The organism is Streptomyces sp. NPDC048389, from assembly GCF_040706335.1.
Lineage (GTDB): Bacteria > Actinomycetota > Actinomycetes > Streptomycetales > Streptomycetaceae > Streptomyces.
This window is the reverse complement of record NZ_JBEZKP010000005.1, coordinates 47,860-74,257: the sequence shown is the minus strand read 5'-3', so window position 1 is coordinate 74,257 and position 26,398 is coordinate 47,860. Positions and strand designations below refer to the sequence as shown.

Here is a 26,398-nt window from a genome sequence, read left to right as displayed (position 1 = left end):
ACGTCGCACCGCGCGGAAGGACGGAATCTCATGAGGCCCAAATCCCAGCACTACTCCATACTCGTCGTCGACATCGCTGAATTCGGATGCCGTGCCAATCCCCTGCAACTCTGGCTGCGGGAAAGGCTCTACGCACTCACCGAAGCGGCATTCGCGGAAACAGGTCTCGATCACCGCAGCGCGCCTCAGCCCTCCGACCGCGGGGACGGCTTCTTCTGGCTCCTTCCCGGCACTTTCGACCGGACCGATCTCACCGGCCGGTTCGTCGAGGTCCTCAACCACCGGCTGCGGGACCACGCCAGAACCAGCAGCGAGGAGGGCGCCCTCCGGCTGCGTGTCGCGCTGCACCAGGGCGACGTCGCACGGGACGGGCACGGATGGGCGGGCGAGGAACTGAACACCGCCTGCCGGCTGGTGGACATCGCCCCGCTCCGCACGGCACTCGCCTCCGGCACCCGTGCGGGGCTCGCGCTCGCCGTCTCCGCGGAGTGGCACCGCCAGATCGTCCGGCACGACGATCCCTCGGTGGCGAGCGAGACGTTCCGCCGCGTCGCCTTCGACGCCAAGGAGATCCAAGGGGCGTCCGCCTGGATCCGGGTGCCCGGATACGACGCCCCGCCCGGTCTGACAGAGGCGGAGACCGCACCGCCCGCGGGGCCGGCCCGTACCTCCCGCCCCGCGGCGCCGGGCCGGGAGCCGTCCGGCCGGACGGCTCCCGGCCCGGGTACTGCCCCGAACCGTTCGGGCGCCGACGGCCCCGGGCCCTTCGCAGGGGCCATGTTCGACCGCGTCGGGCAGGTCTTCGCCGGTGACCAGGTGGTGCACGGCACGCAGAGCTTCCGCTGGGGTGCCGAACCGGACGAGGCCGAGGCCCCGGACCGCGGCCCGAAGGCAGGTGCCTGATGTCCGAGGAACCACCAGGCGCTGCCGGCCACGTCGCAGCCGAACCCGGGCTCGACGGCCACTGCGCACCCGACCCCCGGCAGGGTCTGCGCGAGGGCATGTCGGCCCTGCGCGGTGTGCGCGGCGCCTCCGGGGAGCGCCTCGACGTCGAACGCGACGCCGTCAGCGGCCTGCGCGTCTCGGCCGGCCAGGTGTTCGGCGGCGACAGCTACGTCTTCAACATGGCTCCCGGAGCCGCGGGGCTGCGCTCCTACAGGCTGACGGCCGAGGAACTCGACGAGGTGCAAGAGGCGTTCGTGGCCCCGGACGGTTTCGATTCCCTGGTCCGGGGGATGCGGATCCGCAGCGTCACCGTCCTCAGGGGACGGCCCGGCACGGGCAAGGAGGCCGTGGCCCGGACCGGCCTCCACCGGACAGGTCATCGCACGCTCCATCTGCTCGACCCGGACACCGATCTCACCCGGGTCGGGAGAGCCGATCTGCAGCGCGGTGCGGGCTACGTACTCGCGGGCCTCACCCAGCGCGCCGCCGACGCGCTGACCCCGTTCGAACTGAGCAGGCTGGACGCCGAACTGCGGGCATGCGACTGCCGGCTGGTCCTCACCGCCACGGTCGGCGTCCAGTTCGCCGACCCCCGCGTGCAGCAGCACGTGGTCGAAGTCCCCGGGCCGTCCGCGGGCGAGCGGATCGTCGCCGCCCACGTGGCCTGGCGGCTCGGGGTCGCCGCCGCGGCGCGCGGCCGTCGGCTGCTGGCCCGGCGTGACGTGCGGGAGCTGCTCCGGGAGGAGCTCCAAGGAGGCGGGGCGGGCGCTGCGGCCGACCTGGGCCGCGCCCTCGCCGAGGCCGCCGACGCCGTCGCAGACGACCAGGTGGCCGGCCGGGTACGTGAACGCAAGGCCCTGCAGGGTGAACGGGCCGTCGCCCACTGGCTGCAGCACATGGACAACCTGCCCCAGCAGTGCCTGGCCATCGGAATCGCGGCGTTCGGCGGCGAGGCGTACGAGATCGTCGCCAGCCTCGCCCGCGACCTGGAGGAGCGCCTGCAGGTCGCGGAGAGCCCCGACAATCCCGTACGGGCCAGAGGCGTCAGGCTCATGGGCACCAGGACGGCCCGGCTCGACGCCGTCCACGGCACGCTGGTCGACTCCGAGGTCGCCACCCGGCACGGCGGCGCGCGAGGCAAGGTCGTCCGCTTCCGGGACCCCGGCCTGGCCGTGAAGGTGCTCGAGCACATCTGGAGCGAGTACGACGAAATCCGCGAGGTGTTGCCCGGCTGGCTGCGCGACTCGGCGGCCGGCGTGCTCCCCACCGTCGGGGTACGGGCCGCCGTCGCCGCGGGAGTGCTGGCACGGCACGGCTTCGAGACGGTACGGGCCCGGATCCTGCAGCCCTGGGCCGCCGACAAGGATGCCGAGCTGCGTGACGCCGCCGCGATCGCCCTGGGTGTCGCCGCGAAGGAGTCGGGGCACGCCGCCGCCGCCTACAACCTGGTGGTCGCCTGGTCCGCCGACTCCGCGTCGGCGGAACTACAGGCAACGGCCGCACGCGCCTGGCGGGTGGTCTTCGAGCACGACGGCGACGAGCAGGCGTGGGCATGGCTGCACCACCTCGCCGGCATCGAGAAGGTTCCCGTCGTCGAGGCGCTGTGCCGCAGCCTCACCGAGTACATGGCCCTGGACGGCGGACGCTACCGGTCGGACGCCCTCGACCTCCTCGACCAGTGGGCCGTCACCGGGATGCACGGCACCCTGCGCAGGGCCGTGGGTGAACTGGCCTTCCTCTATGCGGCCGGTGACCTGATGGACTCGCCGAGAAAACCGGCGGTCCCGCACGCCACCGACGGGCCCGCCACCACACCACGGCTCTGGCCCGCTCTCCTCACCGCGACCGAGCGGGACGCGGCGCAGCGGGCCGAGATCGCCGCGTTGTGGCGCCAGACGGTCAACTCGGCCGTCAGCTACGGCGTCGCGCATGAGGTGCTCACCGACTGGGCGGCTCTCGTCGAGACCGACGCCCGTGGGCGTGCCGCCCTGGCCGCCCTTCTCGACGTCACCGCCGCCGACCGGCGGACGGAACTGATCGTCCGCCACTTGGCCGAGTCCTGGGTCAGCGGCACCGACGGCCGCGGCGCGCCGCGGTCCGGACACCACGTTCTCACCCATCTCGACGGAAAGAGCGGCACATCGTGACCGAACCACCTGCCCCCGAGCAGCAACTCTTCACCGGACCGATGCCGGTGAGCATGGGCGACCGCGGAGGTCCCGTGCGCCCCGGCCAGGTTCTCCTGTTCAGCACCGAGGACGGTGCGCTTGTCGAACTGCCCCGTAAGCCCACTGCGCTCGGGTCGCTCCGCTACCGGTTCCGTTACGAGGTCGACCTCGTGGACCGTACGGTCGGCTGGTCGGAGCCGCTGCCCAGCGGCACCGGCGGGTTTCCCTTCCAGGCATCGTTCGAGGCCCGGTGGCGGGTCACGGACGCCACCGAGGTGGTCCGCCGGGGCATCCGGTCGGTTGCCGAGGGACACTCCGCCGTGTGTGTCGCCATGCGCGACCTGCTGTGGCCGCACGCCGCGTCGTACGGCATCGAACGGCTCCAGGAGTTCGCCGACTACGTCCGTACCTCCGTGTGCGACCGTTCACATCGGCTGCCGGTGGGTCTCACCGTGGACACACTCGTCGTTCGGCTCTATCTCGACAGCCACGCCTCGGACCACCTCCGGGCGCTCAAGCAAAGGGAGTTCGACACCCAGATAGCAGCGGCCGAGCGCGATGTCGCGCTCACCACGCAGAGCGTGGAGGCCGAGCTCCAGGCCAAGCGCGAGGAGGTGCTGCTCTCGGCGGCCCGCGGCGAAGGCGGGCTGCTGCTGCACCTGATCGCACAGGACCCTTCGAAGCTGCACGAGATCATGTCGGAACTCGGCAACCGGCACGACGTGGCGGTCGAGCAGAAGGCCCAGATGCTGCGGGATCTGGTCGGAGCGGGCATGATCCAGCCGGCGGAGGCGCAGCATCTGTGGCACGAGATGCAGCGACCGGCTCCGCTCTTCGATACCGGGACCGGCGGCACCGCCGCGCTGCCGGCTCCGGCCGCGGGGGCGTCGCAGGCGCCCGCACCCCTGCCTCCGGGTGCGGGGCGGGCAACAGCCGGGCAGGCGGGACCGACGGCCGGAACACGGCCCGCGGTCCAGGGGACGCAGCCCACCCAGCACGCAGTTGTGGCGGGCATGGTGGTCCCGCCGACCGGCCCGACACCGCCGCCCCGGCCCCGCCGCCGCCCCGGCTCGGCATCTTCGGCGGCATCTCCGGCCGGTGAACCGCCCACGGTGCCGCCGCAGGTGACACCGGCGGCGGCCGGTCCGGGCGGGGCGCCCGGTACCGCGCAGAACGGGCCCGTGCGGGGCGGCGCGGCAAGTCCCGGTTCCTCCGCCGAAACGTCCCCGCCGGGCGACGGCTCCGGCGGGGACGCGGCCGCGAGCGGCGGCTCCGCCAACGTCACCGGGGCGACCCGCGTCGGGCGTCGCCGCAGCGGCGGGAGCGGCGGGCCGGGGACGGCCTCATGAGGGCGCATCAAGGCCAGCACCGTGCCGCGGGCAGGCCGCAGGAGCCGACGGACGGCACCGCCCGTCCGGGCACGGGCCGCCTTTCCCGCCGCCGGCGGCTGACGCTGACCTTCGTCGCGGTGAGCACTCTGTTCCTATCGGGGGGAAGCCTCTTGTTCGGCTGGAAAGGTCTCGGCGTCACCGCCCTGACGACCGGTGCGGTGACGGGATTCTGCTGGCGGCATCTCCGCCCCGACGTGCCGGAAGGGCTCCAGGAACACTGGCAGGGCGAGGACCGGGCACACGGCCCGGCACGGGCACCCGGGCAGAACGACCGGCACGAAGGCGGCCCCGGCCCTGCCGCTCCACGGGTCGGACCGCAGGACGATGCCGCCGACCAATACGGCGACGAGAGCCCCGGACGTCTGCCCGCCCCGTCCCCACCGCCGGGCCGGCACCCCGTCGCGCACGGGTGCGCCGAACGCGGTTTTGTCCGGCATGCCGCGCGGCCGGCCGCCCAGCACGGCGCCGCACCGCGGCAGCTCCCGCCCGGCGGTGAGCCGGCCGCCGACCGGGCGGCACCTGACGGGCCGCCCCTGCCCGCCGCTCCCGAGGACGACGGCCCACCCGTCCTGCTGAAGTCCTCCCGGGCTTCACGGGCGCCGTGGCGGCTGCCCGCCGAGCCGGCCCCGCACGGTCTGGCGGCGGACGAGGCCGTGCTCGGCGGGCTCGTGGTCCGGGCCGGGTCCGTGATCGGCCCCGGTCACCGGGGGCAGGGGAAACCGCGGCAGGACGCCTACCGCATCGGCAGGGACCGGGCCGGCCGCCACCTGGTGATCGCCGTGGCGGACGGCATGTCGGACAGCGCGCACTCGGACGTCGGCGCGCAAGTGGCCGTGTCGGCGCTGGTCAACTCTCTGCGTACGGCACTGGACTCCGGGACACCGCTGGAGCGGCTCGACCACCGCGAGGCGTTCCTCGCCGCTGCCGGGCAGATGGACGCGGTGGCCGGCCAGCGCAACTGGGACGCCGACCAGGTGCGGGCCGTCGCCGTCGCCGCGGTGGTGCCCGCTGTGCCGCACGAGAACGGCCGGCGCAGGGTGTGGCTCGCCGCGATCGCCGATGTGAGCGCCTGGCGGCTGTGCCGGGGCCGGTGGGAGCGGCTCATCGGCGAGGACAAGGGCGGGTTCGACCCGTCGGCCGTCTCCGAGTACCTGCCGCACCGCCCCGACGGTGTCTCGTGGGGGATCGCAGAGCTCGAGGCCGGCTCCGCGCTGGCGGTGACGACCGACGGAGTCGGTGACGCCCTCGCCGCCGGACCCGAGGCGCGGCGCTGGTTCGCCGAACGGTGGGCCCGCCCACCGGCCCTGGGGACGTTCCTGGGCCAGGTCGGATTCGACCAGGTGCAGATGCACGACGACCGTACGGCCGTCGTGGTCTGGTGCGGGGACAGGGGGCGGCCCGCGTGAGGACCTGGTCCGACAGCCCGTTCCGTTCCCGGGTGGAGATCGGCGACGTCCCGCAGGGCACGGTGATCGCCCGGGACAACGGCGAGTCCCGGCTGGTCTACGAGATCGCGGGCCACCCCGGCTGGCTCGCCAAGATCTACAAGCAGCCCGTCGGAGCGGCGCGTGCCTCGGATCTGCAGCGACTCGTCTATCTGCCGACCGGCATGTCCCAGGACGACCAGGCGCTGGTCGACCGCTCCCTGTGCTGGCCCACGACGCGCGTCTACGACGGCCGCGACCTCGTCGGCGTGGTGATGGCGAAGGCGCCGGACCCGTTCTACGCCCGCCTCAAGGCGCCTTCCGGCCTGCGGGACGCGGCGCCGCTCGAACTCGACTGGCTGGCCCTGCCCCGGGAGAAGTGCGAGGCTGCCGGGCTGCGACCGCCCGACACCGGGGTACGCACCCGGGCGGTGCGCGAACTGCTCACCGCCGGGGCGCTGTTCGCACGCCACGACCTGGTCTACGCGGACTGGTCGTACCGCAACACGCTGTGGGACCACCGGACCGGCCGGGTTTTCGTCATCGACATGGACTCCTGCGGCATCGGCACCAGGGACTGGGTCGAGTCGTACGGCTGGCAGGACCCGCTGTTCCCGGACCGGTCGCGGCGGCTGACCGTTTACAGCGACCGCTACAAGCTCGCCGTGATGGCGGTGCGCTGCCTCACGGCTGTCCGGCAGGACCCGTTGGCCGCGCACCGCGAGCTGGTTGCCACCACAGGTTCCGACGCGTTCACCGACGCGCTCGGAGAAGCGCTGAAGGCCACCCGCGAAACCGACCGGCCTGGACCGGCCCAGCTGCTCGCGGCACTCCGCCGGACTCGTGACACGACCGCCGAACACCGAAGCGCGCCGTCGCCGTCGCCGTCCCCGCGCGCCCCGTCGAGCAATGTGACCGGCGGCATCAAGGTCGGGCCGACCAAGGCGGCCCGCAAGGCCGCGCCCGGCTCCGACACGGCCGGTGGCGGAGCAGCCAATGTGACGGGAAAGGTCGATCTCCGTGGCCGGCTCGCCGCCCGGGCCCCGGCGGCGCCGAGCCGGAGCATGCCCCGGCCCCCCGCACCGCCTCCGTCGCCCGCACCGCCTCCGCCGGCCCCGCCCGCTCCCGAACCCGAACCGGCGGCCCCGACGGTTCAACCCCCCGCCGCCACACCGGGCCGCGGCCCGTCCGGGGCAGCGGCCCCCGCCGGATCGCCGGGTTCCGGGGCGCCGCGCTCCCGTACGGCGGCGGCCGTCGCCGCACGGGGGCCGGCGCCTGCCCGGCGCCCGCGGCCCGGCAAGGGTCTGTCCGCCCCGAAGGTCCTCACGGCCCTGACGGTCCTGATCGCCGCCCTGTACTGCATAGCCCACTTCGTCCTCGGGTGGATCTGATCCCGGGCCCGCCCGATGACGCGAACGAGAGAAGGAGACAGCATGAGCGAGTACGGCCCGGAAGCCTCGTCGACCGGTTTCAAGGCGAAGGGGCTTCCGACCTATCTGGTGCTGGACACCTCGGGGTCGATGAAGCGCCACGAGCAACTGCTCAACGCCACCCTGCTGAAGATCTACGACACCCTCTACACCAGTCCGCAGCTGTCGGAGTTCATCCACCTGTCGGTGATCTCCTTCAACACCCAGCCGCACGTCGTGACCGCGATGACGGACATCGAGACCCTGGAGACCCTGCCCACGGTCTCCTGCGAGGGCCTCACCAACGTCGGCCCGATGCTCGAACTGGTGAAGGCCCGCATCACGGAGGACGTCAGGACGATGTCCGCGGCCGGCACCGAAGTGCTGCGCCCCGTGATGTTCCTGCTGACCGACGGCATTCCGACCGACGAGCCCCGGGGTGCTTGGAAGCGGGACCTCGACGCGCTCCAGGACCGCGCCTGGAAGCCCCGGCCGAACATCATCACGTACGGGTTCGGCGATGCGAGCGAGGCGGTGCTGAGCACCATCGCCACGGCGGCGGCCTACATCGCGCAGGACAACGGGGAGCACACCGGGGCGGCGCTGTCCGAGGCCATGAGCAGTCTGCTGAACTCGCTGGTGGCGTCCGCCCGCGTACAGAGCCTCCAGGTTCCCGAGGAGGTCAAGGGGTACCGGACCCTGCCGCTGGATTTCGTGGGCTGACGCCCGAATCGGCGCCGGGCACCGCATGCGCGGGCACTCCCGCGCGGGCATGCGGGCCGCCTCGGCCCGGCGCCGTCACGTCCTTCGTGGTGCAGCGGGCCCGGGCCGCGGAACCGAACCCGGCCGCGTACGCGGCCTGCCGGCCAGATCCCGCAGGAGCAGGGTGCCCGCGCAGAGGGGCACGGGCCGGCCGAGGACGGTGGCGCGGCCGGCGGTGGGCTCGAGGCCCATCAGCATGCGGATGGCGGTGGTCCTGCCCCGACCCGTTCGGCCCGAGGAACCCGAAAACGCTGCCGGCCCCACGCCGAGGTCCAGCCGGTCGACCGCCAACTGTGTCCGCCCCGGCAGCGCTTGGAGAGAGCCCGCGCGTCTCAATGACGGCGGTCATCGGCTCTCCCCCTTGAACAGCGGCTCATCCGCCGCTGCTCCGGCCGGCCCGGTCGGACCCCTGCCCCGTCGTAGTGAGCACGACGGGGCGCGGGGCGGGAGTGCGAGCTGCCGGCCGCGGCTGTCCTACTTGGCCTCGTTCGCGGCCTTGACCAGGGCGTCCTTGGTCACGGCGCCCGCGTAGACCGTGCCGTCGTCCGTCATGAGGACGTTGACCAGGCGCGTCGTGAAGACCGTGCCGGTGCCGAACTTGCCCTCGACCTTGTCGCCGAGCGCGTCGAGGAACTGCCGGGCCTCCGCCGGGACGTCGTTCTCGCCGTCCTCGTCTCCGTTCAGGGCGCCCGCCGCGTCGCCGCCCGGGCCCTCGATCTTGGCGATGGTGGTCCAGCCCTCGCCGATCACGTCGAGACCGCCCAGGTCCTCGAGGTCCTTGAACTCCTCGGGGACCTGCTCCGGGGCCTGCTCGTGCGCCGTGTCGTCGGCCTCCGTCACCTTGGCGCCCTTGGGCGGGGTGAAGTCGAAGGTCGAGGCGGCCGGCCGGGAGAAGTCGACCTTGGTGAAGCCCGCGTCGATCACCGCCTTGCCGCCGCTGCTCGGCGTGAGCGTGAACTTGAGCGGAACGCCGTGCTCCGCGTCCACCGCGACGGTGACGGAACCGATCGTCGAGCCTGCCTGCTTGGGCTTGACGACCAGCTTGTACGCGTCGCGGCCGGCGACCTGGGAGGTGCCCCCGACGGTGATGGACGTGGTGTCTCCGGCGGCCTTCAGCACCTCGTCGGCGAGGTCTCCCGGCGTGGCCGGGAAGTCCTTCGGCAGATCCTCGGGGACCGGGACGTCCTTGCCGTCCTTGCCGTCGCGCTGTCCGGCATCCGTGGCGTGGTAGACCTCGTTCGAGGCGCTGTCGTAGCCCCACACCTCGTCACCGTTGTGGATGAGGCTGTACTCGGAGGAGTCCTGGAGGATGGACACCTTCTGCCGGTCGGGGCCGTCGGCGGCGACCCGCAGAGTGTGGGTGCCGGTGGCGAGTTCGGTCAGCTTGCCCTCGGGAGCGGCCGACGAGCCGCCGCCGTCCTCACCGCCGAGCGCGCCGGCGAGACCGCCGAGCGACGGCAGCCCGAGGTCGGTGCTGATCTTCACCGTGCCGGAGAACTGCTCGGTGTCCGACGCGGCCATCTTCTCGATGAGTTCCTGCGCACTGATCTTCGGCAGATCCGGGTCACCGGAGGCAGCGAGCGCCGGGACGAGCCCGATGGTCGCCGCCGCCACTGTGGCCACCGCGACCGGGACGAGGTAGCGGGCGGCCCTGCGGGGGCGCGCTGCGAGGTCCTCGGCCCCTTCGGTGGTCTGTGTGCTGTCGTTCGGTGCCATGGTGTGCCCTACCTCCGTGGGTGTCAGGGGTGGTGCAATCCATATGACCAAATGTGCGGTCCACAAGCGTCAGACCGCGGGCGCAACTTGACGTACCTCTCTGGGATGAGAGACCGAGTCGGCAACTCCCCCGTCCCGTAGGGGACGAGAGCGCTCAGCACGATGCGGTGGGCCGCAAAGGAGTCAGCCGGCGCGGTGGACCACCGCGTCGCACAGCTCCTCCAGCGCTGCCTTGGCCGAGCACTCGGGCAGCGGGGCGAGCAGCGCCCGCGCCTCCTGCGCGTACCGCACGGTGTCCCGGCGGGCCTGCTCGAGCGCCGGATGCGCGCGCAGCCGACGCAGCGCCTCCGCGTGCCGGAGGTCGTCCGTCAGGTCGCTCTCCAGGAGCTTCACGAGCTCGAGGTCCTCCGGGCGGCCCTCGGCCTCCGCCAGGGCGCGCAGCCGCAGCACCGGCAGGGTCGGCACCCCTTCACGCAGGTCGGTGCCGGGGGTCTTGCCGGACTCGTGCGAGTCGGACGCGATGTCGAGCACGTCGTCGGCGAGCTGGAAGGCGACGCCGAGCCGCTCGCCGTACTGGGTGAGGATGTCGACGACACGGTCCTGGGCGCCGGACATCATGGCGCCGAAGCGCACGGAAACGGCAACCAGCGAGCCGGTCTTGCCGGACATGACGTCGAGGTAGTGGTCCACCGGGTCGCGGCCGTCGCGGGGACCGGCGGTCTCCAGGATCTGGCCGGTCACCAGCCGCTCGAACGCCTCCGCCTGGATGCGCACGGCCTCGGGGCCGAGGTCGGCCAGGATGTGGGAGGCGCGGGCGAAAAGGAAGTCGCCGGTCAGCACCGCCACCGAGTTGTCCCAGCGGGTGTTGGCGCTGGCGACCCCGCGCCGCACGTCCGCCTCGTCCATGACGTCGTCGTGGTACAGCGTCGCGAGATGGGTGAGCTCGACGACCACGGCGGAGGGCACGATCCCCGGCGCGTACGGATCGCCGAACTGGGCGGCGAGCATCACCAGCAGCGGCCGGAACCGCTTCCCGCCCGCGCGCACCAGGTGCTGCGCGGCCTCGGTGATGAAGGGGACCTCGCTCTTCGTGGCGTCGAGCAGCCCCGCCTCGACGGCCGACAAGCCGGTCCGGACATCGGCCTCAAGAGCCTGGTCCCGCACGCTCAGCCCGAACGGCTCGACGACGGTCACGAGGGGATCTCCTGTCTGCTGACGATCACACGGATTGTCGATGTGTCGCTGGATTCACTCAAGTCAGCGTATCCGGTCGCCTTTCGATCACCATGAGCGCCTTCCCGCCGCGCCTATATGTTCGAGAACAGCATCAATGATAAGAACTGCGGCATTTGCCCGTTACCGTCGGACCACGCTTTGCCGTGCCGCCCTCTCCCCCTCACGCGCCGCCGAGGTCCCGCCATGCGCATCCGCACCGATTTCCCGTACGAGACGGTCCACGCGGATGTCCGCGTCCCCCTGCCGGACCGCACCGAGCTGCACGCGCGCGTGTGGCGGCCGGTCACCGACGAGCCGGTGCCCGCGCTGCTCGAGTACGCGCCGCACCGGCTCACCGACACGACGGCGGTGCGCGACGGCGAGCGCCACCCCTGGTACGCGGGCCACGGCTATGCCTCCGTACGGGTCGACGTGCGCGGCCACGGCAACAGCGGGGGCGTCCCGGGCGGCGAGTACGACGCGATCGAACTCGCCGACGGCGTCGCCGTGATCGAGTGGCTGTCCCGCCGGCCGTGGTGCGACGGCCGGGTCGGCATGTTCGGGATCGGCCGGGGCGGCCGGAACGCGCTGCGGATCGCGGCCCTCGCACCGGAGCCGCTGCGCGCCGTGGTCGTGGTCGACGCGACGGACGACCCGTACGAGAACGACGGCCCCTTCGTCGGCGGATGCGTCGCCGGGCAGGGCCTGCACTCGCGGGCCGCCGGGCGGCTCGCGCTCGCGGCCCGGCCTCCGGACCCGCTGCACACGGGTGACGAGTGGCTCGCGATGTGGCTGGCACGCCTGGAGTCCCTGACACCCGTCGTCCACACCTGGCTGGCCCATCAGCTGCGCGACGAGTACTGGCTGAGCGCCGGGGTCAGCGACGACACCGCCGCGGTGGCCGCGGCCGTGCTGGCGGTGAGCGGCATGCGCGACCCGAGCCGGGACACGGTCCTCAGACTGGTCGAACGGCTGCCGGCGGACCGGGTGCGGGGGCTGATCGGGCCGTGGCCGCACCAGTACCCCGACCGGGCTGGGGAGGGGGAAGGGCACGGGGAGGCGATCGGCTTCCTCCAGGAGACGCTGCGCTGGTGGGACCAGTGGCTGAAGGACAGGGACACCTCGGTGATGTCCGAGCCGCTGCTGCGCTGCCGGCTCGGAGCGGCCGACCCGGCACGGGGCCGCTGGACGGGTGAGCCGGCCTGGCCCTCCCCGCACGTCGCCGTCGTCCCCTACGCGCTGGGCGGCGGACCGGTCCTCGTCGACTCCCCGCAGCACACCGGGGCGGACGCGGGCCGCTTCCGGCCTGCCGGGCACGACGCCGACCTGCCGCCGGACCAGCGGGAGGAGGACGCGCGGTCGGTGTGCTTCGAGTTCCCCGTCGGCGAGGACCCCGTCAGCGTCCTCGGCCGGCCCCGGATCACCCTGCGGCTGTCGGCCGCGGGCCCGGACGGCTTCGCCGTGGCCCGGCTCTGCGACATCGCCCCCGACGGCGCGGCCGTGCTCGTCACCCGCGGCGCGCTGAACCTGGCGGCCCGCGAGGGTCCGGACCGTGCGGTGCCCTGGCCCGCCGGCAGCACACAGGACGTGAGCTTCGACCTGGCCGCCGCCGGCCACGTCTTCGCCCCGGGACACCGGATCCGGCTCGCCGTCTCCTCCGCGTACTGGCCCTGGATCTGGCCGCCCCCGGGCCCGGCGGGCTTCACGCTGGACCCGGCGGGCTCCCGGCTCGACCTGCCGGTCCGCGGACCGGCAGGGGAAAGCGCCGGCTTCGCGGAGCCCGAGCACTCCCGACCGCCCGCGGTCGCCGTCCCGCAGACCCTCGACGCTCCGGCCCCGCGGCTGCTGCTCGTACGCGACGTGCAGGCCGGACGCTGGACCGTGGAAGCGACACCGCACCAGGGCGGCACCCGTGTCCACCCCGACGGCCTGGAGTACACCGAGGAGTGCCACGAGACGTACACGATCGAGGAGGCCGACCCGCTGTCCGCCCGCGCCCTCGCCGAGTGGACGGTGCGGCTGCACCGGCCGCAGGAGGCGTGGGACGTCCACGTGTGGACACGCTCGGAGATCGGCCGGGAGGCGGCGGGTTTCCTCACCTCCGACGAGGTGGTGTGCCGGAGCGGCGACGAGATCGTCTTCCACCGCACCTGGAAGAGACGCATCGGCCCGCCCTCCGCCTGAACCGGGCACCGGGCACCGGGCACGGGGCACGGGGCACCGGGCACCGGGCACCGGCCGCCGGGAACACGGAACCGGCCGCCGGGAACACGGAACCGGCCGCCGGGAACACGGAACCGGGGCACCGGGCGCACTCCCGGGGCCGCCGGACCGCCACGTAACGTGTCCCCTACATCCGTGGAAAGCGAGGCAAGCACCGATGCCCGAGCAGAGCCCGCTCGATCTCGCCGAGGGCGACCCCTTCGGCCCGCACAACCTTCCGTACGGCGTCTTCACCACGGCCGGCGAACCCGAGCGCCGCAGGCTCGGTGTCCGGATCGGGAACCACGTGCTCGATGCCGGGGCCGCCGCCCACGCACTCGGCTCGCCCTACGCCGGCCTGCTGGCGCAGCCGAGCCTCAACCCGCTGCTGGCCGCCGGGCGTACGGCGTGGCGCGATGTGCGCCGGGCGCTCACGGCATGGGTGACGGTGCCGGCACACCGGCCCGACATAGAGCCTCTGCTGCACCCGTTGGACGCCGTGACGATGCACCTCCCGTACGAGGTCGCGGACTACGTCGACTTCTACGCGAGCGAGCACCACGCCACCAACGTGGGCCGGATCTTCCGCCCGGACGGTGACGCGCTCACCCCCAACTGGAAGCACCTGCCGATCGGTTACCACGGCCGGGCCGGCACGGTCGTGGTAACCGGCACCGACGTCGTACGCCCCTCGGGGCAGCGGAAGGCACCCGCCGACGCCGCGCCGGTGTTCGGCCCTTCGGTGAAGCTCGACATCGAGGCGGAGGTCGGCTTCCTCGTCGGCACCCCCTCCGAGCACGGGAGTCCGGTGGCCCTCGGGGACTTCCGCGACCACGTCTTCGGGATGTTCCTGCTCAACGACTGGTCCGCACGCGACATCCAGGCGTGGGAGTACGTGCCGCTCGGCCCGTTCCTCGGCAAGTCCTTCGCCACCTCGGTCGCCGCCTGGGTCACCCCGCTGGAGGCGCTGGACGCGGCCAGGACCGCGCCGCCCGCCCGTGACGTCCCCCTGCTGCCCTACCTCGACGACTCCGAGGCGGAGGAGCCCGACGGTTTCGACGTACGGATCTCGGTGGCGATCAACGGCCGGCTCGTCGCGGAGCCGCCGTTCGCCACGATGTACTGGACGGCCGCCCAGCAGCTGGCCCACATGACGGTGAACGGCGCCTCGCTCCGTACGGGCGACATCTACGGCTCCGGCACCGTCAGCGGCCCCGAGGTGAACCAGCGGGGCTCACTGCTGGAGCTCACCTGGAACGGCCGCGACGCCTTCGAACTCCCCGAGGGCAAGCGGACCTTCCTGGAGGACGGTGACGAGGTGACCATGACCGCGTGGGCGCCCGGACCCGACGGCGTACGGGTCGGCCTCGGCGAAGTCACCGGCCGGATCGTCCCCGCCCGCTGACCCGCCCCGTCCGGGGCCCGCTTCTCGTCGGACGGGCCCCGGACGGCGGCCGGCGTCGCGCACGGCCCGCCGTCAGCCCTCCGCGAGCCTGGCCACGAGCGCGAACGACCCGCAGGCCAGCACGACCAGCGCGAACGCCGCCTTCCACGGACGGCGCCTTCGCACCAGGTCACGGGCCGCCCCGGCGACCGGGACCACCGCGCAGACCACGCCCAGCCCACCGACCACCGCCGCGGTCCAGTAGGCCCAGGCATGCTCCCCCAGGAAGCGGAGCAACAACAGTGCGGGGACCAGAAGACCGAGGGGCCAGGTGTGGTCACCGCCGGGCTCCTTCGCCGGCTCACCGCCGGGCTCCTTCGTCCCCTCGGCCCGGATCTCCTGCTCGGTCATGGCTCCCCCTCGTCGACGGCTGTTGGTTCCGCCCCGGTAGGACGCCCCGTCGCGTGGGTGGGTTGCCCGGACACGGCAGAGGCCCGGCGCCCCCGGCTCAGGGGTGCCGGGCCTTCGCGCGGCCCCCTCAGCCGCGCCCCGCCGTGGTCACTCGGTCCGCCAGAGCGCCGGGACCGACGGCGGCTCCCAGCCCGGCTGTGCCACATGTGCCTGGAGGCACACATACGCGCTGCCTCCATAGGTGACGCGGGCTCCGGTCGCGTAGGTCGTGCCGACGGCCCATGTGCCGCCCGGTGGCGGTGTGGTGGGACCGTCGGTCGGCCCCGGTCCCGGGTCCTGCGGCACGTCGAGGACGAAGTCGAAGGCCGCCTCCTTGGCGCCGCCGCTGTCGCGCACGGCCATCAGCAGGCACGGATGGAACAGCGCGTCGGTGTTGTTGCGGGGCTCGTTCGGGAAGTAGAGCTGGGTGGTGAGCACGGGCCGGCCGGGCGCCTGTGCCTTGACGTGGAGGTGCCGCGTGCGGCCCGGGTAGAGGCCCGGGACGATCGTGGTGAGCGAGAACGCGCCCCGGGCGTCGGTGAACTGGTGGCCGCGGAAACGGAAGCCCGCGTTGTCGTAGGCGCCGTTGACGTCCGCCTGCCAGAAGTCGAGCAGCACACCGCTCAGGGGAAGACAGGCCAGTCCGAAGACATGACCGCTGACGGTCAGGCGCGTGCCCGGGGTGCCCGGATCCCGCAGCGAGGTGCGCCGTGGGGAGTTCGGTTTGAAGTAGGGGCCCTCCATCTGCGGCGGCGTCGGGTCGTCGCCGTCGTCGCACTCGGGCGTGAGGGCCGGGACCGCACCGGTCACCGAGGCGGTCCGAGCGGGCGCGGGCACGCCCATCAGGGCGATCGGGGCCGCAGCGGTCGCTGCGAGTGCCGCCCGCAGCACCGCCTTGCGGCTCGGGTGCCGGGCCGGTTCGCACTGCGTCCCGATCTCCTCGGGGTGTTCCCCGGTCGTGCCGGTGGCGCCGTCCATGCCTGCTCCTTCGTGGGGGCGTCGGGGATCGGCACCGAAGCTACGCGGACGGCCGCGGCAGGACGATGGACTGGAGCCGGTGGTCATGGTGCTTTTCTCCTCCGACGTCCCTGCCGCGCCGGAAGTCACCGGGGCTCACCCCGGTCTCCCGCCGGAAGAAGCGGCAGAAGTACGCCGGATCGGCGAGGCCCACCCGGCCGGCCACCTGCCGCACGGTGAGATCCGTCCTGGCCAGGAGCCTCTTGGCCTCGTGGGTGCGGGCTTCGCGGATCAGCCGGCCGGGGGTCCGGCCGGTGGCCGCCTTGACCGCCTCCGTGAGGTATCCGCCGCTCACCCCGATCCGTTCCGCGCAGCCGCTCACCGACCACAGCGCGGGCTCGTTGCGGGTGATCAGCCGGAGGAACTCCTCCGCGACCGCCGCCGGCCGGGTGAGCGGCGGCACGGGCGCGGGACCCGGCAACCGGGCGGCCCGCACGACGAGGATGTGCAGCAGCGCCCGCAGCACGGTCGCGAACCCGTCGGCACCGGTGCGGTACTCGTCGTCGAGATCGGCGATCAGCCGGGCGGTCCGCTCGTGGGTCGGCCCGTCGAGATCCCGCCAGGGCCGCTCGCCCAGGCGCCGGAGCAGCTCGCGGTCGCCGGGGTGGTCGAGCAGGAAGTCCTCGGTGAACAGGACGACGGAACCGGCCAGCCCTCTGACCCCTTCCCAGTGGTGCACCTGGCCCGGCGCGATCACTCCGAGGTGGGGTGGTCGCAGTTCGCAGCGGGCGAGGTCGATGACGTGGGCGCCGGTGCCGGCGGTGACGTGGACGATCTCGTAGAAGGTGTGGCGGTGCGGGAAGTCGGCCCGGGACATCGGGCCGATGGTGTCGAAGGTGCCGATGGCGAAGGGCACGGCGTTGGGCATCGGAACCTCCAGGCGGTGCATGGGCAGCACGCCCTCCCTTGGCGCCCGGCAGGGCGTCGCCCCGGGTAAGACCGTCGTACCGCGCATCGCTGCCGCTCCTCGTCGTCCGTACACCACATCAGGTCCAGACCAATTGGTGCCGTTCAGGCGGCTCAGGTCAACACGCACGCACGGTGAACACGCACGCCCGGTCAACACGCGGCTCCGGCCCAGGCAGGTCCGGCCCAGGCAGGTCCGGCCCAGGCAGGTCCGGTCAACACAGCGTGACTCGTTCACACGTGCGCAGGGTGTTGATCCGTTTGTGCCCGATACGCTGGATGTGCCCGCGAGACTCCGCTGCATGGGAGCACTGATGAGCGTGGAACCGACGGCAAGGCAGGCCGACTGGCCGGTCCCGCCCGTGGGCGGCTGGATCGCCGACGACCTGGACAGGCTTCCCCATCTGCCTCCGCACACGGAGCTGATCGACGGGAGTCTTGTCTTCGTGAGTCCGCAGACCCTTTTCCACTCGCGAGCGGTGAGCTTCTTCGAGTGGCAGCTGCAGTCGCTGGCACCGGAGGACTTCGAGGTCGTCCGGGAATTCACCATCGACGTGGACCGGCAGAACCGCCCGGAGCCCGATGTGATCGTCGTGCCGGAGCATGTGATCCAGGACGCGGAGCAGACCCGCTTCCCGGCCCAGACGGTGCTGCTGGCCGTCGAGGTCGTCTCCGCGGAGTCGCTGACCCGGGACCGGGAGACCAAGCCCGTGAAGTACGCGCGAGCCAAGATCCCCCACTACTGGCGGGTGGAGAACGTCGAGGGAAAGACGGTCGTCTACACCTTCGAGCTGGAGCCGAACACCGGCCAGTACCGGTCCACTGGCATCCACCGCGGCCGGATGACGGTGGACGCCCCGTTCCCCGTCGATCTGGACCTCACCGCGATCGCCCCCAAGCGCAGGCGGTCCCGCGAGCAGTAGGTACATGCCGAAGGTCCGGCCTCTCCCCCGAGGAGACGCCGGACCTTCCCGGTGTGCGGGCCGTCCGTCAGCGCACGAACACGCCCGCCTGGCTCGCCAGGTCCAGGAAGTACTGGGGGGCGAGGCCGAGCACCAGCGTCACCGCGACGCCGACGCCGATGGTCGTCATCGTCAGCGGCGAGGGGACGGCGACCGTGGGGCCCTCCGGCTTCGGCTCGCTGAAGAACATCAGCACGATGACCCGGACGTAGAAGAACGCCGCGATGGCGGACGAGATCACACCCACCACGACCAGCGCCCCCGCGCCACCCTCCGCGGCCGCCTTGAAGACGGCGAACTTGCCGGAGAAACCGGAGGTCAGCGGAATACCGGCGAAGGCCAGCAAGAACACCGCGAAGACCGCCGCCACCAGCGGTGAACGCCGCCCGAGCCCCGCCCACTTGGACAGGTGCGTCGCCTCGCCGCCCGCGTCGCGCACCAGGGTGACGACGGCGAACGCGCCGATGGTCACGAAGGAGTAGGCGAGCAGGTAGAAGAGGACGGAGGAGATGCCCTCGGGTGTCGTGGCGATCACACCGGCGAGAATGAAGCCGGCGTGCGCGATCGAGGAGTACGCCAGCAGCCGCTTGATGTCGGTCTGGGTGATGGCGACGATCGCACCGCCCAGCATGGTGACGATCGCGACCGCCCACATGACCGGCCGCCAGTCCCAGGCGAGGCCCGGCAGCACCACGTACAGCAGCCGCAGCAGCGCGCCGAACGCGGCGACCTTGGTGGCCGCGGCCATGAAGCCGGTGAGCGGGGTCGGCGCACCCTGGTAGACGTCCGGAGTCCACATGTGGAACGGCACCGCGCCGACCTTGAACAGCAGGCCCATGAGGATCAGCGCGCCGCCGATCAGCAGCAGTGCGTCGTTGCCCATGGTGTCGGCGAGCGCCGGGTCGATGGTGCGGACGCTGCCCTCGACGACCTCGGCGATCCGGGCGTACGAGACGGAGCCCGCGTAGCCGTACATCAGGGCGATGCCGAAGAGCAGGAACGCGGAGGAGAACGCGCCCAGGAGGAAGTACTTCACCGCGGCCTCCTGCGAAAGGAGCCGCTTGCGGCGGGCCAGCGCGCACAGGAGGTAGAGCGGGAGGGAGAAGACCTCGAGCGCGATGAACAGCGTCAACAGGTCGTTGGCCGCCGGGAAGACCAGCATGCCGGCGATCGCGAAGAGAAGGAGCGGGAACACCTCCGTGGTGGTGAACCCGGCCTTGACCGCGGCCTTCTCGTGCTCGCTGCCGGGCACGGCGGCGGCCTCCGCGGCGAAGGAGTCGACGCGGTTGCCGTGTGCGGTCGGGTCCAGCCGGCGCTCGGCGAAGGTGAAGACCGCGACCAGCGAGGCCAGCAGGATGGTGCCCTGCAAGAACAGCGCCGGGCCGTCGACCGCGATGGCGCCCATCGCCGCGATCTGCTTCTCGGTCGTGGCGTACCCGTTGACGGCGAGCCCGACGATCGCCGCGAAGGCGGCCGCGAGCGCGACGACGGCGAGGAACACCTGCGTGTGGTAGCGGGCCCTGCGCGGGACCGTCGCCTCCACGAGGATGCCGATGACGGCCGCACCGACGACGATCAGCACGGGCGCCAGTTGTGCGTACTCGATGTGGGGCGCGGGGATCCGGACCAGCGGCTCGACATCCGCAGCGGTCGTCCACAGGCTGTGGACAGCTGTAGCGCTCACTTGGCCGCCTCCACATCGGGCCGGGGGTCCTGCTTCTGAACGTCGGACATCGTGTGCTCCACGGCCGGGTCGATGATCTCCGTCAGCGGCTTCGGGAAGACGCCGAGGAAGAGCAGCAGTGCGATCAGCGGGGTGACGACCGCCAGTTCACGTGCCCTGAGGTCCGGCATCTTGCGCACCTCGGGATTCACCGGCCCGGTCATCGTCCGCTGGTAGAGGACGAGGACGTAGAGCGCGGCGAGCACGATGCCGACGGTGGCGACGATCCCGACGACGGGATAGGCGGCGAACGTGCCCACCAGGACCAGGAATTCGCTGACGAAGGGCGCGAGCCCGGGCAGCGAGAGCGTGGCCAGACCGCCGATCAGGAAGGTGCCGGCGAGCACCGGGGCGACCTTCTGCACCCCGCCGTAGTCGGCGATGAGCCGTGAACCGCGCCGCGAGATCAGGAAGCCGGCCACCAGCATCAGCGCCGCCGTGGACAGTCCGTGGTTGACCATGTAGAGCGTCGCGCCGGACTGGCCCTGGCTGGTCATCGCGAAGATGCCCATGATGATGAAGCCGAAGTGGGAGACCGACGCGTAGGCGATCAGGCGCTTGATGTCGCGCTGGCCGACGGCGAGCAGCGCGCCGTAGACGATGCTGACCAGCGCCAGCACCAGGATCGCCGGGGTGGCCCACTTCGACGCCTCCGGGAAGAGCTGGAGGCAGAAGCGCAGCATCGCGAACGTACCCACCTTGTCGACCACCGCCGTGATCAGCACCGCGACCGGGGCGGTCGCCTCGCCCATGGCGTTGGGCAGCCAGGTGTGCAGCGGCCACAGCGGCGCCTTGATCGCGAAGGCGAAGAAGAAGCCGAGGAACAGCAGCCGCTCGGTGTTGGTGGCCATCTCCAGTTCGCCGCTCGCCCGCGCCTGGGCGATCTCGGAGAGCGAGAAGCTGCCCGCGACCACGTACAGACCGATGACGGCGGCCAGCATGATCAGTCCGCCGGCCAGGTTGTAGAGCAGGAACTTCACGGCCGCGTAGGACCGCTGGGCCGCCGCGTTCTCGTCGGTGCCCGCGTGGGCGCGGTCGCCGAAGCCGCCGATGAGGAAGTACATCGGGATCAGCATGGCTTCGAACAGGATGTAGAAGAGGAAGACGTCGGTGGCCTCGAAGGAGAGGATCACCATCGCCTCGACCATCAGGATCAGGGCGAAGAAGCCCTGGGTCGGCCGCCAGCGCGACGACTTCGTCTCGAGGGGGTCGGCGTCGTGCCAGCCGGCGAGGATGACGAACGGGATCAGCAGCGCGGTCAGCGCCACCATCACGACCCCGATGCCGTCCACACCGAGTTCGTAGCGGACGCCGAAGTCGGCGATCCAGGCGTGGGACTCGGTGAGCTGGTACCGGTCACCGCCCGGCTCGAACCGTACGAGCACGATCGCGGCGAGCACCAGCGTGCCCAGCGAGACCAGCAGCGCCAGCCACTTGGACGCGTTCCGCTTGCCGGCCGGTACGGCGGCGGTGGCGATGGCCCCGAGGGCCGGGAGCACCGCCGTGGCCGTCAGAATCGGAAAGGACATTGTCAGACCGCCCTCATCAGCAGGGTGGCGGCGATCAGGATCGCCGTACCGCCGAACATCGAGACCGCATAGCTGCGGGCGTAGCCGTTCTGCAGCTTGCGCAGTCGGCCGGAGAGCCCGCCGAACGTGGCGGCCGTCCCGTTCACCACGCCGTCGACCAGGCTGTGGTCCACGTAGACCAGGGACCTTGTGAGGTGCTCGCCGCCTCGGACCAGGACCACGTGGTTGAAGTCGTCCTGGAGGAGGTCGCGGCGGGCGGCCCGGGTGAGCAGCGAGCCGCGCGGTGCGGTGACCGGCACCGGCCGGCGCCCGTACATCCAATAGGCGATCACGGCGCCGGTCAGCAGGACCACCATCGTGGCGGTGGTGATGGCCGGGACGCTGATCACCGGGTGCGGGTGCTCGAACCGGGTGACCGGGGCGAGCCAGTTGACGAACCGGTCGCCGATCGAGAAGAACGCTCCCGCGAAGACGGATCCGAAGGCGAGCACGATCATCGGGATGGTCATCGACTTCGGCGACTCGTGCGGGTGCGGCATCTCGCCGGGCGTCACATCGACACCCGGTTCGACGCTCGCGGCCTTGTCCGGGTCGGGCGCGGGCTGCCAGCGCTTCTCGCCGAAGAAAGTCATGATCATCACGCGCGTCATGTAGAACGCGGTGATCCCGGCGCCGAGCAGGGCCACGCCGCCGAAGATCCAGCCGCGGACGCCGTCGTCGTAGGCGAACGCCGCCTCGATGATCTTGTCCTTGGACCAGAAGCCGGACAGGCCCGGGAAGCCGATGATGGCCAGATAGCCGAGGCCGAAGGTGACGAAGGTGACCGGCATGTACGTGCGCAGGCCCCCGTACTTCCTCATGTCCACCTCGTCGTTCATGCCGTGCATGACCGAACCGGCGCCGAGGAAGAGCCCGGCCTTGAAGAAGCCGTGCGTTACCAGGTGCATGATCGCGAAGGCGTATCCGATCGGACCGAGGCCGGCCGCGAGGATCATGTAGCCGATCTGCGACATCGTCGAACCGGCCAGTGCCTTCTTGATGTCGTCCTTCGCGCAACCGACGATCGCACCGAAGAGGAGCGTGACGGCGCCGACGATGACGACCGCGAGCTGCGCGTCCGGAGCGGCGTTGAAGATCGCGCCGGAACGGACGATGAGGTAGACACCCGCGGTGACCATGGTGGCGGCGTGGATGAGGGCGGAGACCGGGGTCGGGCCCTCCATCGCGTCACCGAGCCAGGACTGCAGCGGCACCTGGGCGGACTTGCCGCAGGCGGCGAGCAGCAGCATCAGGCCGATGGCCGTCAGCATGCCCTCCGAGGTCTCACCCGTGGCCTCCAGCACCGGCCCGAAGGCGAAGGTGCCGAAGGTGGTGAACATCAGCATGATCGCGATCGACAGGCCCACGTCGCCGACCCGGTTGACGAGGAACGCCTTCTTCGCCGCCGTCGCCGCGCTGGGCTTGTGCTGCCAGAAACCGATGAGCAGGTAGGACGCGAGACCGACGCCCTCCCAGCCCATGTACAGCAGCAGGTAGTTGTCGGCGAGGACCAGCAGGAGCATCGCCGCGAGGAAGAGGTTCAGGTAGCCGAAGAAGCGGCGGCGCCGCTCGTCGTGCTCCATGTAGCCGATCGAATAGATGTGGATCAGGGTGCCCACACCGGTGATCAGCAGGACGAAGGTCATCGACAGCTGGTCGAGCTGGAAGGCGATGTCCGCCTGGAAGCCCTCGACGGGGACCCAGCTGAACAGGCTCTGGTACAGGGCGCGTTCCTCCCCGCCCTTGCCGAGCATGTCCACGAACAGCACGGCACCGATGACGAACGAGGCCGCGGCGAGCAGCGTGCCCAGCCAGTGGCCCGTCTTGTCGAGGCGGCGTCCGCCGCAGAGCAGGACCGCCGCCCCGAGCAGTGGCGCCGCGACGAGCAGCGCAATCAGGTTCTCCACGATTCTTCCGACCCCTTACAGCTTCATCAGGCTGGCGTCGTCGACCGAGGCCGAGTGGCGGGAGCGGAACACCGACACGATGATCGCGAGACCCACCACGACCTCGGCGGCGGCGACGACCATCGTGAAGAACGCGATGATCTGGCCGTCGAGGTTGCCGTGCATACGGGAGAAGGCGACGAACGCGAGGTTGCAGGCGTTGAGCATCAGCTCGACGCACATGAACACCACGATCGCGTTCCGCCGGATCAGGACTCCTGCCGCACCGATGGTGAACAGCAGGGCGGCCAGATACAGGTAGTTGACCGGATTCACCGATTGGCCTCCTGTCCGTCCCGGTCGCGCTCGTCCCGGTCGCGCTCGCCCCGGTCGTGCTCGTCCCGGTCGTGCTCGTCCCGGTCGTCCGGGCTCCGGTCACGCCCCAGGCGCTCCTCCGAGCGCTGCTCCAGCGCCTTGAGGTCGTTCAGCGCCTCTGTGGAGACGTCCCGGATCTGACCGCGCTCGCGCAGCGTCCGGCTGACCGTCAGCTCGGACGTGGTGCCGTCCGGGAGCAGACCGGCGATGTCCACCGCGTTGTGCCGGGCGTAGACACCCGGGGCGGGCAGCGGCGGGAGGTGCTTGCCTTCACGTACGCGCTGCTCGGACAGCTCGCGCTGGGTCATGGCGCGCTCGGTGCGCTCCCGGTGGGTGAGCACCATCGCGCCGACGGCCGCGGTGATCAGCAGTGCGCCGGTGATCTCGAAGGCGAAGACGTACCTGGTGAAGATGAGCGCGGCGAGGCCCTCGACGTTCCCGCCGTGCGCCGAGTTGGCGGCGGCCAGGCCGTTGAAGTTCCGCAGTGACGCGTTGCCGATGCCGGCGATCAGCAGAATGCCGAAGCCGAGCCCGCAGGCCACCGCCAGCCAGCGCTGGCCCTTCAGCGTCTCCTTGAGGGAGTCGGCGGCGGTGACACCGACGAGCATGACGACGAAGAGGAACAGCATCATGATCGCGCCGGTGTAGACGATGATCTGGACGACACCGAGGAAGTACGCGCCGTTGGCCAGGTAGAACACCGCCAGGATGATCATGGTCCCGGCCAGGCAGAGGGCGCTGTGCACCGCCCGCTTCATCAGGATGGTGCACAGCGCCCCGACCACGGCGACGGTGCCGAGCACCCAGAACTGGACTGCCTCGCCGGTGGAGGTGACGGAGGCGGCGAACGTGTTCATGCCCCGATCACCTTCTTCGACGCGGGCTCGTCCTCGCCGAAGGTCGACTCGCCCTCCTGGACCTTCCCGTCCTTGGAGGCCGCGGTCTGGCGGACCGTGCCCGGGGCTGCCTCCGTGACCAGGCCCCGGTAGTAGTCCTGCTCGTCCATGCCGGGGTGGATCGCGTGCGGCGAGTCGACCATGCCCTCTTCCAGACCGGCGAGCAGCTGCTCCTTGGTGTAGATGAGGTTCTCCCGGCTGCTGTCGGCCAGTTCGAACTCGTTGGTCATCGTGAGCGCGCGCGTCGGGCACGCCTCGATGCACAGGCCGCACAGGATGCAGCGGGCGTAGTTGATCTGGTAGACGCGGCCGTACCGCTCACCCGGGGAGTACCGCTCCTCCTCGGTGTTGTCCGCGCCCTCCACATAGATCGCGTCCGCCGGGCAGGCCCAGGCGCACAGCTCGCAACCGACGCACTTCTCGAGCCCGTCCGGATGGCGGTTGAGCTGGTGCCGGCCGTGGAAGCGCGGCGCCGTGACCTTTTCCTGCTCCGGGTACTGCTCGGTCAGCCGCTTCTTGAACATGGCCTTGAAGGTCACGCCGAAGCCGGCAACCGGATTCAGGAACTTGCTCTCGGATTCCTGGCTCTGGGATTCCTCAGACACCGTCAGCCTCCTTTCCGTCCCGAGGATCATCACTGTCAGTATCGGGTCCACCACTGACAATCAGTGCGCGCTCCTGCCGGGACCGCCTGCGCGGGACCGGTGGCAACTCCTGTCCGGGCAGCGGCGGTACGGGGAAGCCGCCCGCCATCGGGTCGAAGGCGGGAGGCGCCGGCCTGGCGGCCTCATCGGCCTTCTCCTTCTTGCCGCGGAAGACGTCGGCGACGAACGAGAGGAGCAGCACCGCGATCACCGCGCCGCCGACGTACAGCACGATCTGCTGGAAGTCGTAGTTCTCGTTGCGCAGCGCCCGCACGGTCGCCACGAGCATCAGCCAGACCACGGAGACCGGGATGAGGACCTTCCAGCCGAGCTTCATCAGCTGGTCGTAGCGGACGCGGGGCAGGGTGCCGCGCAGCCAGATGAAGAAGAAGATCAGCACCTGGAGCTTGAGGAAGAACCACAGCAGCGGCCACCAGCCGTGGTTGGCGCCCTCCCAGAACGCGGAGACCGGGTAGGGGGCACGCCAGCCGCCGAGGAACAAGGTCACCGCGATCATCGAGACGGTGATCATGTGGATGTACTCGGCCAGCATGAACATCGCGAACTTGATGGAGCTGTACTCGGTGTTGAAGCCGCCGACCAGGTCGCCCTCGGACTCGGGCATGTCGAAGGGCGCCCGGCTCGACTCACCGATCATCGTCACCATGTAGATCAGGAACGACACCGGTAGCAGCACGACGAACCAGCGGTCCTGCTGCGCCCCGACGATCGCCGAGGTCGACATGGAGCCGGAGTAGAGGAAGACCGAGGCGAACGCGACGCCCATGGCGATCTCGTACGAGATGACCTGGGCGGAGGCGCGGACGCCGCCGAGGAGCGGGTACGTCGAGCCGGAGGACCAGCCGCCGAGGACGAAGCCGTACACGCCGAGCGAGCCGATCGCCAGGACGTACAGCATCGCCACCGGCAGGTCGGTGAGCTGCATCGTCGTCCGCGTGCCGAAGATCGAGACCTCGTTGCCCGCCGGGCCGAAGGGGATCACGGCGACCGCCAAGAAGGCGGGGATGGCGGCGAGGACCGGCGCGATGACGAACACGGCCTTGTCGGCCCGCTTGACGACGATGTCCTCCTTCAGCATCAGCTTGACGCCGTCGGCGAGCGACTGCAGCAGGCCCCACGGGCCGTGCCGGTTGGGTCCGATGCGCAACTGCATCCAGGCGACGACCTTGCGCTCCCACACGATGGAGAAGAGCACGGTCACCATCAGGAAGGCGAAGCAGAACACGGCCTTGATGACGACGAGCCACCACGGGTCGCGTCCGAACATCGACAGGTCCTCGAGCGCGAGAACGCTGCGCTGGGCTTCTGCGACATGTGCCAGCGTGGTCATGCGC

21 protein-coding genes and 1 pseudogene are annotated in these 26,398 nt (G+C 71.5%); 9 read left to right on the top strand and 13 right to left on the bottom strand.

Annotation, left to right across the window (positions count from 1 at the left end; all coding sequences use genetic code 11):
* Nucleotides 1–30: 30 nt before the first annotated feature.
* Genes AB0903_RS05730 through AB0903_RS05705 form a run of 6 tightly spaced genes read left to right on the top strand, consistent with a single transcriptional unit; the run spans nucleotide 31 to nucleotide 8,060 of the window.
* On the top strand, nucleotides 31–903 hold the full coding sequence (locus AB0903_RS05730) for a hypothetical protein (protein WP_366699346.1): 873 nt from the start codon (nucleotides 31–33) through the stop codon (nucleotides 901–903).
* Entirely contained in the window at nucleotides 903–3,092 is a 2,190-nt protein-coding gene (locus AB0903_RS05725) for a hypothetical protein (protein WP_366699344.1), read from the top strand. The genes AB0903_RS05730 and AB0903_RS05725 overlap by 1 nt, the downstream gene beginning before the upstream one ends.
* Entirely contained in the window at nucleotides 3,089–4,462 is a 1,374-nt protein-coding gene (locus AB0903_RS05720; protein WP_366699342.1) for a hypothetical protein, read from the top strand. The genes AB0903_RS05725 and AB0903_RS05720 overlap by 4 nt, the downstream gene beginning before the upstream one ends.
* Nucleotides 4,459–5,910 carry a protein phosphatase 2C domain-containing protein gene (locus AB0903_RS05715; protein WP_366699340.1) on the top strand — a complete coding sequence of 484 codons (1,452 nt, stop codon included), beginning with the start codon at nucleotides 4,459–4,461 and terminating at the stop codon, nucleotides 5,908–5,910. The genes AB0903_RS05720 and AB0903_RS05715 overlap by 4 nt, the downstream gene beginning before the upstream one ends.
* On the top strand, nucleotides 5,907–7,319 hold the full coding sequence (locus AB0903_RS05710) for a hypothetical protein (protein WP_366699338.1): 1,413 nt from the start codon (nucleotides 5,907–5,909) through the stop codon (nucleotides 7,317–7,319). Before AB0903_RS05715 ends, AB0903_RS05710 begins: the two co-directional genes overlap by 4 nt.
* 42 nt (nucleotides 7,320–7,361) lie before the next feature.
* Entirely contained in the window at nucleotides 7,362–8,060 is a 699-nt protein-coding gene (locus AB0903_RS05705) for a VWA domain-containing protein (RefSeq protein WP_366699336.1), read from the top strand.
* Between the two features lie 159 nt (nucleotides 8,061–8,219).
* Here the strand turns inward: AB0903_RS05705 and AB0903_RS05700 are convergent.
* The 3 genes and pseudogenes from AB0903_RS05700 to AB0903_RS05690 form a co-directional block, all read right to left on the bottom strand.
* Nucleotides 8,220–8,448: pseudogene (locus AB0903_RS05700) on the bottom strand (ATP-binding cassette domain-containing protein); the annotation flags it as partial.
* A gap of 125 nt (nucleotides 8,449–8,573) precedes the next feature.
* The gene (locus tag AB0903_RS05695) at nucleotides 8,574–9,815 is read right to left on the bottom strand and encodes a DUF2092 domain-containing protein (protein WP_366699334.1); all 1,242 of its coding nucleotides are present in this window, start codon (nucleotides 9,813–9,815) and stop codon (nucleotides 8,574–8,576) included.
* A 183-nt stretch (nucleotides 9,816–9,998) separates the two neighbouring features.
* A complete protein-coding gene (locus AB0903_RS05690; protein WP_366699332.1) occupies nucleotides 9,999–11,009 on the bottom strand; it encodes a polyprenyl synthetase family protein in 1,011 nt (336 codons plus the stop codon).
* A gap of 225 nt (nucleotides 11,010–11,234) precedes the next feature.
* Here AB0903_RS05690 and AB0903_RS05685 point away from each other — a divergent pair, with 225 nt between their 5' ends.
* Complete coding sequence (locus AB0903_RS05685) at nucleotides 11,235–13,214, top strand: CocE/NonD family hydrolase (protein ID WP_366699330.1); 1,980 nt, start codon at nucleotides 11,235–11,237, stop codon at nucleotides 13,212–13,214.
* A 196-nt stretch (nucleotides 13,215–13,410) separates the two neighbouring features.
* A complete protein-coding gene (gene fahA, locus AB0903_RS05680; RefSeq protein WP_366699328.1) occupies nucleotides 13,411–14,637 on the top strand; it encodes a fumarylacetoacetase in 1,227 nt (408 codons plus the stop codon).
* 72 nt (nucleotides 14,638–14,709) lie between these two features.
* Here the strand turns inward: fahA and AB0903_RS05675 are convergent, their stop codons facing one another.
* From AB0903_RS05675 to AB0903_RS05665, 3 genes are all read right to left on the bottom strand, one after another.
* Nucleotides 14,710–15,027, bottom strand: coding sequence for a hypothetical protein (locus AB0903_RS05675; RefSeq protein WP_366699326.1), 318 nt, complete (start codon nucleotides 15,025–15,027; stop codon nucleotides 14,710–14,712).
* A gap of 147 nt (nucleotides 15,028–15,174) precedes the next feature.
* A complete protein-coding gene (locus tag AB0903_RS05670; RefSeq protein WP_366699324.1) occupies nucleotides 15,175–16,044 on the bottom strand; it encodes a carbohydrate-binding protein in 870 nt (289 codons plus the stop codon).
* Between the two features lie 40 nt (nucleotides 16,045–16,084).
* Nucleotides 16,085–17,038, bottom strand: coding sequence for a helix-turn-helix domain-containing protein (locus AB0903_RS05665; RefSeq protein WP_366699322.1), 954 nt, complete (start codon nucleotides 17,036–17,038; stop codon nucleotides 16,085–16,087).
* 265 nt (nucleotides 17,039–17,303) lie between these two features.
* Between AB0903_RS05665 and AB0903_RS05660 the strand changes: the two genes are divergently transcribed.
* Complete coding sequence (locus AB0903_RS05660) at nucleotides 17,304–17,912, top strand: Uma2 family endonuclease (protein ID WP_366699320.1); 609 nt, start codon at nucleotides 17,304–17,306, stop codon at nucleotides 17,910–17,912.
* A 67-nt stretch (nucleotides 17,913–17,979) separates the two neighbouring features.
* Here the strand turns inward: AB0903_RS05660 and nuoN are convergent, their stop codons facing one another.
* Genes nuoN through nuoH form a run of 7 tightly spaced genes read right to left on the bottom strand, consistent with a single transcriptional unit; the run spans nucleotide 17,980 to nucleotide 26,394 of the window.
* Nucleotides 17,980–19,635 carry an NADH-quinone oxidoreductase subunit NuoN gene (gene nuoN, locus AB0903_RS05655; RefSeq protein WP_366699318.1) on the bottom strand — a complete coding sequence of 552 codons (1,656 nt, stop codon included), beginning with the start codon at nucleotides 19,633–19,635 and terminating at the stop codon, nucleotides 17,980–17,982.
* On the bottom strand, nucleotides 19,632–21,203 hold the full coding sequence (locus AB0903_RS05650; RefSeq protein ID WP_366699316.1) for an NADH-quinone oxidoreductase subunit M: 1,572 nt from the start codon (nucleotides 21,201–21,203) through the stop codon (nucleotides 19,632–19,634). The genes nuoN and AB0903_RS05650 overlap by 4 nt, the downstream gene beginning before the upstream one ends.
* 2 nt (nucleotides 21,204–21,205) lie before the next feature.
* Entirely contained in the window at nucleotides 21,206–23,149 is a 1,944-nt protein-coding gene (gene nuoL, locus AB0903_RS05645; RefSeq protein WP_366699314.1) for an NADH-quinone oxidoreductase subunit L, read from the bottom strand.
* Nucleotides 23,150–23,164: 15 nt separating this feature from the next.
* Entirely contained in the window at nucleotides 23,165–23,464 is a 300-nt protein-coding gene (nuoK, locus tag AB0903_RS05640; protein ID WP_023539425.1) for an NADH-quinone oxidoreductase subunit NuoK, read from the bottom strand.
* Nucleotides 23,461–24,360, bottom strand: coding sequence for an NADH-quinone oxidoreductase subunit J (locus AB0903_RS05635; protein ID WP_366699312.1), 900 nt, complete (start codon nucleotides 24,358–24,360; stop codon nucleotides 23,461–23,463). Before AB0903_RS05635 ends, nuoK begins: the two co-directional genes overlap by 4 nt.
* Nucleotides 24,357–25,004, bottom strand: coding sequence for an NADH-quinone oxidoreductase subunit NuoI (nuoI, locus tag AB0903_RS05630; protein ID WP_366699310.1), 648 nt, complete (start codon nucleotides 25,002–25,004; stop codon nucleotides 24,357–24,359). Before nuoI ends, AB0903_RS05635 begins: the two co-directional genes overlap by 4 nt.
* Nucleotides 24,997–26,394 (bottom strand): NADH-quinone oxidoreductase subunit NuoH, encoded by a 1,398-nt coding sequence (gene nuoH, locus AB0903_RS05625; RefSeq protein WP_366699308.1) that lies wholly within the window; start codon nucleotides 26,392–26,394, stop codon nucleotides 24,997–24,999. The genes nuoI and nuoH overlap by 8 nt, the downstream gene beginning before the upstream one ends.
* Nucleotides 26,395–26,398: the final 4 nt, after the last annotated feature.

What these genes read in the sequence shown, in the direction of transcription:
- AB0903_RS05715 (WP_366699340.1), top strand. Translation starts at nt 4,459, where the DNA reads ATGAGGGCGCATCAAGGCCAGCACCGTGCCGCGGGCAGGCCGCAGGAG.
- AB0903_RS05665 (WP_366699322.1), bottom strand. Translation starts at nt 17,038, where the DNA reads ATGCGCGGTACGACGGTCTTACCCGGGGCGACGCCCTGCCGGGCGCCA.
- AB0903_RS05650 (WP_366699316.1), bottom strand. Translation starts at nt 21,203, where the DNA reads ATGTCCTTTCCGATTCTGACGGCCACGGCGGTGCTCCCGGCCCTCGGG.
- AB0903_RS05635 (WP_366699312.1), bottom strand. Translation starts at nt 24,360, where the DNA reads ATGAACACGTTCGCCGCCTCCGTCACCTCCACCGGCGAGGCAGTCCAG.
- AB0903_RS05705 (WP_366699336.1), top strand. Translation starts at nt 7,362, where the DNA reads ATGAGCGAGTACGGCCCGGAAGCCTCGTCGACCGGTTTCAAGGCGAAG.
- AB0903_RS05675 (WP_366699326.1), bottom strand. Translation starts at nt 15,027, where the DNA reads ATGACCGAGCAGGAGATCCGGGCCGAGGGGACGAAGGAGCCCGGCGGT.
- AB0903_RS05660 (WP_366699320.1), top strand. Translation starts at nt 17,304, where the DNA reads ATGAGCGTGGAACCGACGGCAAGGCAGGCCGACTGGCCGGTCCCGCCC.
- fahA (WP_366699328.1), top strand. Translation starts at nt 13,411, where the DNA reads ATGCCCGAGCAGAGCCCGCTCGATCTCGCCGAGGGCGACCCCTTCGGC.
- AB0903_RS05685 (WP_366699330.1), top strand. Translation starts at nt 11,235, where the DNA reads ATGCGCATCCGCACCGATTTCCCGTACGAGACGGTCCACGCGGATGTC.
- AB0903_RS05730 (WP_366699346.1), top strand. Translation starts at nt 31, where the DNA reads ATGAGGCCCAAATCCCAGCACTACTCCATACTCGTCGTCGACATCGCT.
- AB0903_RS05695 (WP_366699334.1), bottom strand. Translation starts at nt 9,815, where the DNA reads ATGGCACCGAACGACAGCACACAGACCACCGAAGGGGCCGAGGACCTC.
- AB0903_RS05725 (WP_366699344.1), top strand. Translation starts at nt 903, where the DNA reads ATGTCCGAGGAACCACCAGGCGCTGCCGGCCACGTCGCAGCCGAACCC.
- nuoH (WP_366699308.1), bottom strand. Translation starts at nt 26,394, where the DNA reads ATGACCACGCTGGCACATGTCGCAGAAGCCCAGCGCAGCGTTCTCGCG.
- AB0903_RS05670 (WP_366699324.1), bottom strand. Translation starts at nt 16,044, where the DNA reads ATGGACGGCGCCACCGGCACGACCGGGGAACACCCCGAGGAGATCGGG.